Genomic DNA, 7,006 nt, shown 5'->3' with positions numbered 1-7,006 from the left:
GGCGTGAACCCTGTAGGAGCGAGGCTTGCCCGCGAAGAGGCCCGAGAGACCAGCACAAAAATCAAATTCTCCAGAATGGCTTGAGCCCCTCTTCCCGCGCCTGCTCACGGGTCAGCCCGACATCCTTGAGCTGCTCCGGCGTCAGCGCCAGCAACGCCTTGCGCGTGTGCAGGCGCTGCCAGAACAGGTCCCAGCGACTCAGGTCAGCGCGCACATTGCGCATCACCACATGGCGCGCATTGCCATCTTGCCCGATCTCCAGTTCCTGACTGCGTAACGTCAGCCGCACATCGCTCAAACCGTTCATCTTGAATGCTCCTGTTTACTTGGGTAGCCAGAGGTTTCATGATGCGCGGACGGCGAAAAGCATTACAGATCCAACGAAACTGTATTATTTCCATACAGATTTACCGCTATAGGCTCTGAATCCTGATTTTTCGCCCCATCTGTACTGGTTAACCGAATCACCTCTATCGAGACTGCGCCATGACTCTCTACGTCAACCTCGCCGAACTGCTCGGCACGCGTATCGAACAGGGCTTCTATCGCCCAGGTGACCGGCTGCCGTCGGTGCGGGCGTTGAGCGTGGAGCACGGGGTCAGCCTGAGCACGGTGCAGCAGGCCTACCGCATGCTGGAAGACAGCGGGCTGGCCACGCCGAAACCCAAGTCGGGCTATTTCGTGCCGGTCAGTCGTGACCTGCCGGAGCTGCCGGCGGTGGGTCGCCCGGCGCAGCGGCCTGTGGATATTTCCCAGTGGGATCAGGTGCTGGAGCTGATCCGCGCGGTGCCGCGCAAGGATGTGGTGCAGCTGGGCCGGGGCATGCCGGACATCACCACCCCGACCCTCAAGCCCCTGCTGCGCGGGCTGGCGCAACTGAGCCGCCGCCAGGATATGCCCGGTCTGTATTACGACAACATTCACGGCCACCTCGAACTGCGCGAACAGATCGCCCGCCTGATGCTCGATTCCGGCTGTCAGCTCGGCCCCGGCGACCTGGTAGTGACCACCGGTTGTCACGAAGCGCTGTCCACCAGCATCCGCGCCATCTGCGAGCCGGGAGACATTGTGGCCGTTGACTCCCCCAGCTTTCACGGCGCCATGCAGACCCTCAAGGGCCTGGGCATGAAAGCTTTGGAAATCCCCACCGACCCGCTCACCGGGATCAGCATCGACGCGCTGGAACTGGCACTGGAGCAATGGCCGATCAAGGCCATACAGTTGACCCCCAACTGCAACAACCCGCTGGGCTACATCATGCCGGAGTCGCGCAAGCGTGCGTTGTTGACGCTCGCACAGCGTTTTGACGTAGCGATCATCGAGGACGATGTGTATGGCGAACTGTCCTACACCTACCCGCGCCCGCGCACGATCAAATCCTTCGACGAGGACGGCCGCGTCCTGCTGTGCAGTTCATTTTCCAAGACCCTGGCCCCCGGCCTGCGCATCGGCTGGGTAGCCCCCGGCCGCTATCTGGAACGGGTGCTGCATATGAAATACATCAGCACCGGCTCCACCGCGCCGCAACCGCAGATCGCCATCGCCGAATTCATCAAGGGCGGGCACTTCGAACCGCATTTGCGGCGGATGCGCACGCAATATCAGCGCAATCGCGACATGATGATCGATTGGGTCACCCGCTACTTTCCTGCCGGCACCCGCGCCAGTCGTCCGCAAGGCAGCTTCATGCTCTGGGTCGAACTGCCGGAAGGCTTCGATACCCTGAAACTGAATCGTGACCTGCACGACCAGGGCGTACAGATTGCCGTCGGCAGTATCTTTTCCGCCTCGGGCAAGTACCGCAATTGCCTGCGCATGAACTACGCTGCCAAACCAACGGCACAGATTGAAGAAGCCGTGCGCAAGGTCGGCGCCGCGGCGATCAAGCTGCTGGCGGAAACTGACGGGCTGATCGACTGATCTTTGCGTAATGGATGCGGTCAATATTGCCAACCACTGCCGCCTCGGAACGATCCTACGTGATAGTCAGACAATCCCTGCTTGCTCTGGTGTTACTTGCTTCGATCCTCGGCGGCTGCGCCAGCTACGGCGTGCAGCGCGAACCGAGCCAGGCGTTGCCGGCGAGCGCTTCGGCCTTTGGCCGCTCGGTCCAGGCTCAGGCCGCGACCCACGAAGGCAAATCCGGCTTTCGGCTGCTGTCCGACAGCACCGAAGCCTTTACCGCCCGCGCCGAGCTGATCCGCAACGCCCAGGGCAGCCTCGATTTGCAGTACTACATCGTCCATGACGGCATCAGCACGCGCATGCTGGTGGAAGAACTGCTCAAGGCCGCCGACCGCGGCGTGCGCATCCGTATTCTGCTCGATGACACCACCAGCGATGGCCAGGACGTCACCATCGCCACCCTGGCGGCCCACCCGCAGATCGAGATTCGCGTGTTCAACCCCTTGCACCTCGGGCGCAGCACGGGCCTGACACGCACCACGGGGCGCCTGTTCAACCTGTCGCAGCAGCACCGGCGCATGCACAACAAGCTGTGGCTGGCCGACAACAGCATGGCCATCGTCGGCGGGCGCAATTTGGGGGACGAGTATTTCGATGCCGAGCCCAATTTGAACTTCACGGACATCGACATTCTGGGTGTCGGCCCGGTGGCAGAACAGTTGGGCCACAGTTTCGACCAGTACTGGAACAGCGCCCTGAGCAAACCGATCGATACGTTCGTCTCCAGCAAACCGACCGCCAAGGACCTGCGGGATTTCCGCACCCGCCTGGAACAATCCCTGGAAGAATCGCGCAAGCAGAACCACGCGCTCTATCAGCAACTGATGGCCTTCGCCACCGATCCGCGTCTGGACATCTGGCGCAATGAACTGATCTGGGCCTGGAACCAGGCCTTGTGGGATGCGCCGAGCAAGGTGCTGGCCAAGGATGAACCGGACCCGCAACTGCTGCTGACTACCCAGTTGGCGCCGGAGCTCAACGGGGTCAGCAAGGAGCTGATCATGGTGTCGGCCTATTTCGTACCGGGTCAGCCGGGGCTGGTGTATCTGACGGGGCGCGCCGATGCCGGGGTGTCGGTGCGATTGCTGACCAACGCCCTGGAAGCCACGGACGTGCCGGCGGTGCATGGCGGCTATGCGCCTTATCGCAAGGCGTTGCTGGAGCACGGCGTGCAGCTTTTCGAACTGCGGCGCCAGCCCGGTGATGATGGTGGTAGCGGGCCTCGGCTGTTTTCCACCAAGTCCTACGGAGATTCCGATTCGAGCCTGCACAGCAAGGCGATCGTCTTCGATCAGAAAAAGGCCTTTATCGGCTCGTTCAACTTCGACCCGCGCTCGGTGCTGTGGAACACCGAAGTCGGCGTACTGGTGGACAGCCCGGAACTCGCAGCCCGCGTGCGCGAACTGGCGCTACAGGGCATGGCGCCGGCCTTGAGTTATCAGGCGAAACTGGAGAATGACCAGGTGGTCTGGGTCACCGAGGACGATGGCAAGATGCACACCCTGACCAAGGAGCCTGGCAGTTGGTGGCGGCGCTTCAATGCCTGGCTGAGCAATACCGTGGGGCTAGAGCGGATGTTGTAGCATCTGCGGCAGCTGCTGCAAAAAATCATGCAGCCTGAACCGACCCAAACGCCCCCTGCCGCGACAGCAGAATCACCAACCCGAACGCACCCGCCGCCATCAGCAACGGCAACGCATGCCCGCTGATCCACTGGCTGCCCGCCCCGGCAATCAGCGGCCCCAGCAGACAACCGATCCCCCACAACTGAGCAATGTGCGCATTGGCCCGAACCAGCGCATCGTCGCGATAACGCTCGCCGATCAGGATCAGCGACAAGGTAAACAACCCGCCGGCACTGGCACCGAACAGCACCCATAGCGGCCAGATCAGCAGCGTGTCGAGCAGCAGCGGAATGGTCAGGCTCGATACCAGCAGGACCACGGCACAACCGGTGAACAGGGAGCGTCGCGAGATGCGGTCCGCCAGGGCGCCGATGGGCAGTTGCAGCAACGCATCCCCGACTACTACGGTGCTGACCATCGCCAGAGCGATCTCTGTGGTAAAGCCTTGCTGCAGGCAATACACCGGCAGCAGGGTCAGGATCATCGCTTCGAAGGCGGCGAACAGCGACACCGCCCAGCCAATCGCCGGCAGGCCGCGGCAGAAGCTGAACAAATCCCCGAAGGTCACGCTGCAGGCTTCGCTGTTGGGCGCGCCGCTGCGACCCAGCAACAGGAACGGCGACGCCATCAGCAGACCGACGCCAACCCAGAATCCGTAATCATGTTCAGTGCCCAGCACGCCTAGCAGTATCGGCCCGGCCAACTGGCTGAGCGCGTAGCTGCTGCCGTACAGCGCCACCAATCGCCCACGCCATTCCTCGACCACCAGCTGGTTGATCCAGCTCTCGCCGAGGATGAACACCAGGGTCAGGACCACCCCGATCATCAGCCGCAGCGCCAGCCACACCGGATAACTCGGCAACAGCGCCAGCAATCCGATGGACAGCGCCCCGCCCCACAGACACATACGCATCAGGTTGGCTGTGCCGAAGCGCGCCGCCAGGTGACTGGAAATCTTCGCGCCCAACAGCACGCCGATGGCCGGCATGGCCGCCATCACGCCAATTGCGAAGGAGCCATAACCCCAGCTTTCCAGGCGAAACGACACCAGCGGCATGCTGACGCCCAGGGCCAGGCCGACACTCAAGACAGACGCCAACACGGCGAAATACGTCGCCCAACGCATGTTCCACGCTCCTGTGGATAATTATTTTTTCAGACTACGCATAACAAATGTGGGAGCGGGCTTGCTCGCGAATGCGGCCTGTCAGTCAACATCTGTGCTGAATGACACACCGAATTCGCGAGCAAGCCCGCTCCCACATGGGATTTGCGTGGTTCAGGAGCCTGACGGATCGCCAGGCTCCCTCACTGGCTTACAACTTGATCCAGGTCGCCTTCAGCTCGGTGTACTTGTCGAACGCGTGCAGCGACTTGTCGCGACCGTTGCCGGACTGCTTGAAGCCACCGAACGGTGCAGTCATGTCGCCGCCGTCGTACTGGTTGACCCAGACGCTACCGGCACGCAGGGCACGGGCGGTCAGGTGGGCCTTGGAGATGTCGGCGGTCCATACCGCAGCGGCCAGGCCGTACGGGGTGTCGTTGGCGATGGCCACGGCTTCTTCGGCGTTGTCGAAGGTCAGGACCGACAGCACCGGGCCGAAGATCTCTTCCTGGGCGATCTTCATCGCGTTGCTCACGCCGTCGAAAATCGTCGGTTCGACGTAGGTGCCACCGGATTCCTGCAAGGTCCGCTTGCCACCGGCCACCAGCTTGGCGCCATCGGCATGACCGGACTCGATGTAGGACAGCACGGTATTCATCTGCTGGGTGTCCACCAGCGCACCGACGTTGGTCGCCGGATCCAGCGGGTTGCCCGGCTTCCAGGTTTTCAGCGCCTCGATCACCAGCGGCAGGAATTTGTCCTTGATGGAACGCTCCACCAGCAGACGCGAGCCCGCGGTGCAGACCTCGCCCTGGTTGAACGCGATGGCGCCCGCTGCGGCTTCGGCCGCCGCCTGCAGGTCCGGAGCATCGGCGAACACGATATTCGGGCTCTTGCCGCCGGCTTCCAGCCAGATGCGCTTCATGTTCGACTCGCCGGCGTAGATCATCAGTTGCTTGGCGATCTTGGTCGAACCGGTGAACACCAGGGTGTCGACGTCGTTGTGCAGGCCCAGGGCCTTGCCGACGGTGTGGCCGTAGCCTGGCAGCACGTTCAGCACGCCTTTCGGAATGCCGGCCTCGACGGCTAGCGCCGCGATACGGATGGCGGTCAGCGGGGATTTTTCCGAAGGCTTGAGGATTACCGAGTTACCGGTCGACAGCGCAGGGCCCAGTTTCCAGCAGGCCATCATCAGCGGGAAGTTCCACGGCACGATGGCCGCGACCACGCCCACCGGCTCACGGGTCACCAGACCCAGTTGATCGTGCGGGGTGGCCGCCACTTCGTCGTAGATTTTGTCGATGGCTTCGCCGCTCCAGCTCAGGGCTTGCGCCGCGCCGGGAACGTCGATGTAGAGCGAATCGCTGATCGGCTTGCCCATGTCCAGGGTTTCAAGCAGGGCCAGTTCCTCGGCGTGCTTTTTCAGCAGGCCGGCGAAGCGGATCATGGTGGCTTTGCGCTTGGTCGGCGCCAGGCGCGACCAGACGCCGGAATTGAAGGTGGCGCGAGCGTTTTCCACAGCGCGCTGGGCGTCGGCGGCGTCACAGCTGGCAATCTTGCCCAGCAGACGGCCATCGACCGGGCTGATGCACTCGAACGTCTCGCCGGAAACGGCGTCGGTGTACTCGCCATTGAGGTAAGCGCGGCCTTCGATCTTCAGGTCGCGAGCCTTTTGTTCCCAGTCGGCACGAGTCAGGGTGGTCATACGAGTGTCCTCCTCTTGTTGAATACGACACCCGCGTTCTTCGCGGGCGCTGTCAGGAATTCCGCCCGTCCAGCCTGCTTTTCGGCTCAGGGCATCCGCCACCCTAAACCAGCGGCAGGTGAAGTTTCAATATATTTGACATAAGGCTGGCAAACGGCCTTGCGACGTTCAATTTAATAAACATAGACTCTCGATCTATCTACCACTCGCGTCGCATTCACGGGGGAATACAACAATGAGCATCCAGAACATCGTCGACTTCAGCCAGGCCACCACCGCCGCCGAACGCTACCGCCCTGACCCGGCGAAGGTGCTCAAGGGCGATCCGGAGCAAGTGGTGTACAACCACTACAACAGCCCTTGCGGCCAGTTGAATGCTGGTGTGTGGGAAGGCGCCGTCGGCCACTGGACGGTGAACTTCACCGAACACGAATACTGCGAGATCGTGCAGGGGGTTTCCGTACTGCGCGATCTGGATGGCAATGCCAAGACCCTGCGGGTGGGCGATCGCTTCGTGATCCCGGCAGGTTTCCGCGGGACCTGGGAAGTGCTGGAGCCTTGCCGCAAGATTTATGTGGCGTTTGAGCAGAAGGCCTGAGGATTTTT

At 62.1% G+C, this 7,006-nt stretch carries 6 protein-coding genes; 3 read left to right on the top strand and 3 right to left on the bottom strand.

Going from position 1 to position 7,006, the window contains the following annotated elements; genetic code table 11:
* Positions 1–61: 61 nt before the first annotated feature.
* Positions 62–307, bottom strand: a complete 246-nt coding sequence (locus tag K9857_RS29120) for a DUF1127 domain-containing protein (RefSeq protein ID WP_224541834.1) — start codon at positions 305–307, stop codon at positions 62–64.
* 179 nt (positions 308–486) lie between these two features.
* Here K9857_RS29120 and K9857_RS29115 point away from each other — a divergent pair, with 179 nt between their 5' ends.
* Positions 487–1,920, top strand: a complete 1,434-nt coding sequence (locus K9857_RS29115) for a PLP-dependent aminotransferase family protein (protein WP_224541832.1) — start codon at positions 487–489, stop codon at positions 1,918–1,920.
* A gap of 59 nt (positions 1,921–1,979) precedes the next feature.
* A complete protein-coding gene (locus tag K9857_RS29110; protein ID WP_224541831.1) occupies positions 1,980–3,548 on the top strand; it encodes a phospholipase D family protein in 1,569 nt (522 codons plus the stop codon).
* A gap of 25 nt (positions 3,549–3,573) precedes the next feature.
* Here K9857_RS29110 and K9857_RS29105 read toward each other — a convergent pair whose 3' ends face one another.
* Both K9857_RS29105 and K9857_RS29100 read right to left on the bottom strand, forming a co-directional pair.
* A complete protein-coding gene (locus K9857_RS29105) occupies positions 3,574–4,716 on the bottom strand; it encodes an MFS transporter (RefSeq protein WP_224541828.1) in 1,143 nt (380 codons plus the stop codon).
* A 190-nt stretch (positions 4,717–4,906) separates the two neighbouring features.
* On the bottom strand, positions 4,907–6,400 hold the full coding sequence (locus tag K9857_RS29100) for an aldehyde dehydrogenase (protein WP_175375817.1): 1,494 nt from the start codon (positions 6,398–6,400) through the stop codon (positions 4,907–4,909).
* Positions 6,401–6,635: 235 nt separating this feature from the next.
* Between K9857_RS29100 and K9857_RS29095 the strand changes: the two genes are divergently transcribed.
* On the top strand, positions 6,636–6,998 hold the full coding sequence (locus tag K9857_RS29095) for a cupin domain-containing protein (RefSeq protein WP_224541826.1): 363 nt from the start codon (positions 6,636–6,638) through the stop codon (positions 6,996–6,998).
* Positions 6,999–7,006: the final 8 nt, after the last annotated feature.

This window comes from Pseudomonas sp. REP124 (assembly GCF_020164475.1).
Taxonomy (GTDB): domain Bacteria; phylum Pseudomonadota; class Gammaproteobacteria; order Pseudomonadales; family Pseudomonadaceae; genus Aquipseudomonas.
The sequence above is the reverse complement of the archived record's forward strand: the minus strand, read 5'-3'. Positions and strand labels throughout refer to the sequence as shown.

Coding starts and splice junctions, on each gene's coding strand:
- K9857_RS29120 (WP_224541834.1), bottom strand. CDS start 307: ATGAACGGTTTGAGCGATGTGCGGCTGACGTTACGCAGTCAGGAACTG.
- K9857_RS29115 (WP_224541832.1), top strand. CDS start 487: ATGACTCTCTACGTCAACCTCGCCGAACTGCTCGGCACGCGTATCGAA.
- K9857_RS29105 (WP_224541828.1), bottom strand. CDS start 4,716: ATGCGTTGGGCGACGTATTTCGCCGTGTTGGCGTCTGTCTTGAGTGTC.
- K9857_RS29100 (WP_175375817.1), bottom strand. CDS start 6,400: ATGACCACCCTGACTCGTGCCGACTGGGAACAAAAGGCTCGCGACCTG.
- K9857_RS29095 (WP_224541826.1), top strand. CDS start 6,636: ATGAGCATCCAGAACATCGTCGACTTCAGCCAGGCCACCACCGCCGCC.